The following is a 1,590-nucleotide window of genomic DNA, read 5'->3' as shown; positions in this document are numbered from 1 at the left end:
GTGCTCTCCTGGTACGACAATGAATGGGGTTTCTCCAACCGCATGGGCGACACATCGGTCGCCTTCGGCAAGACCATCGCCTGATCACAAAGCCCTCTTTTCGAGACTTGGAACGCCCGGCTTTGCCCGGGCGTTTTTCATGAGCGCAGCTTGCGCCTTCCCAAATTGTGTCCCGGGCGCCAAAACATCCGAAAATCAGCGGCATAGACCAAAAAGCCACCCTGCCGCCTTGCACTGGTCACGTCTTCGCCCCACTCTCTCGCAAAGCAGGAGACAGACAAATTTGAGGGGCTGATTTCAGGATGGAGCATGCGATCTATCTCGTCACGCTGGTCGGCACAGCGCTTGTCGTCGCCGCCGCGTTTTCGAGCCTGATCGCCTTCCGCTTCGGCGCCCCTCTTCTGCTCCTGTTCCTCTGCATTGGCCTCGCCACCGGCACCGACGGTCTCGGCATCCAGTTCGACAATGCCCGCATCGCCTATTTTGCCGGCTCACTGGCGCTGGCCGTCATCCTGTTCGATTCCGGCTTCGGCACGCCGCTCAACGCCTTGCGGCAGGCAGCCGGCCCGGCGTTGTCGCTGGCGACCTTCGGCGTAATTCTGACCACCGGCCTGTTCGGCGCCGCCGCCCACTATCTGCTCGACCTCACCTGGCTGGAATCCTTCCTGCTCGGCGCCGCCGTCGCCTCCACCGATGCGGCCGCCGTGTTCTTCCTGCTGCGTGCCGGCGAGATCAATCTGCGCGAACGCGTGCGCTCGACGCTCGAGGTGGAATCCGGCACCAATGACCCCATCGCCATCTTCCTGACCATCACGCTGGTCGAGATCATCGCCGCTCATGCCAATCCCGAGACCAACGTCCTGGTCACCAGCCTTTTCCTCGGCTTCCTCCTCAACATGGGCCTTGGCGCTGTCGTCGGCGTGCTCGGCGGCCTCGCCATCGTGCGTCTCGTCGACCGGCTCAATCTCGACCATGGCCTGCTGCCGATCTTCGTGCTGACCTTGTCGTTGATGGTCTTTGCCGCCGCCGGCGCCATTGGCGGCTCTGGCTTCCTGGCGGTCTATATCGCCGGCCTCATCTCGGGCAATTCCGATATCCGCGCCGTCACCATCCTCAAGCGCTTCCAGGACGGCATGTCATGGCTGGCACAGATCATCATGTTCCTCATCCTCGGCCTGTTCGCGACGCCCTCGCAATTCCCGGCGATCATGGTGCCGGCGGTGCTGCTCGGCCTGTTCCTGATGTTCGTGGCGCGGCCGGTCGCCGTCTGGCTCTGCCTGATCCCGTTCCGCATGCCGCGCCCCGAAGTCGCCTTTGTCTCGTGGGTCGGCCTGCGCGGCGCGGTGTCGATCCTGCTCGCCATCACCCCGCTGCTCGGCGGGCTGGAAAATGGCCGTGTCATCTTCAACACCGCCTTCATCATCGTTCTGGTTTCGCTGGTCATCCAGGGCTGGACGGTCGGACCGCTGGCGCGCCGCCTCGGTTTGATCGTGCCGGCGCGGCTCGGACCGCTGGACAAGGTCGAGCTGGAATTGCCGGGTTCGGCCCATCACGAGCTTCTCGCCTATCGCGTCGCACCCGGCCGCCCGG

At 64.0% G+C, this 1,590-nt stretch carries 1 protein-coding gene; it reads left to right on the top strand.

Annotated elements, in window-relative coordinates; all coding sequences use genetic code 11:
- Window positions 1-302: 302 nt before the first annotated feature.
- A partial coding sequence (locus tag EN879_RS35180) for a potassium/proton antiporter (protein ID WP_127274677.1) occupies window positions 303-1,590 on the top strand: 1,288 nt, incomplete at its 3' end.

The organism is Mesorhizobium sp. M7A.F.Ca.AU.002.02.1.1 (genome assembly GCF_003998535.1).
In the GTDB taxonomy this organism is placed as follows: Bacteria; Pseudomonadota; Alphaproteobacteria; order Rhizobiales; family Rhizobiaceae; genus Mesorhizobium; species Mesorhizobium ciceri.
Note: the sequence above shows the minus strand (reverse complement) of the source record. Positions and strands in the feature narration are given on the sequence as shown.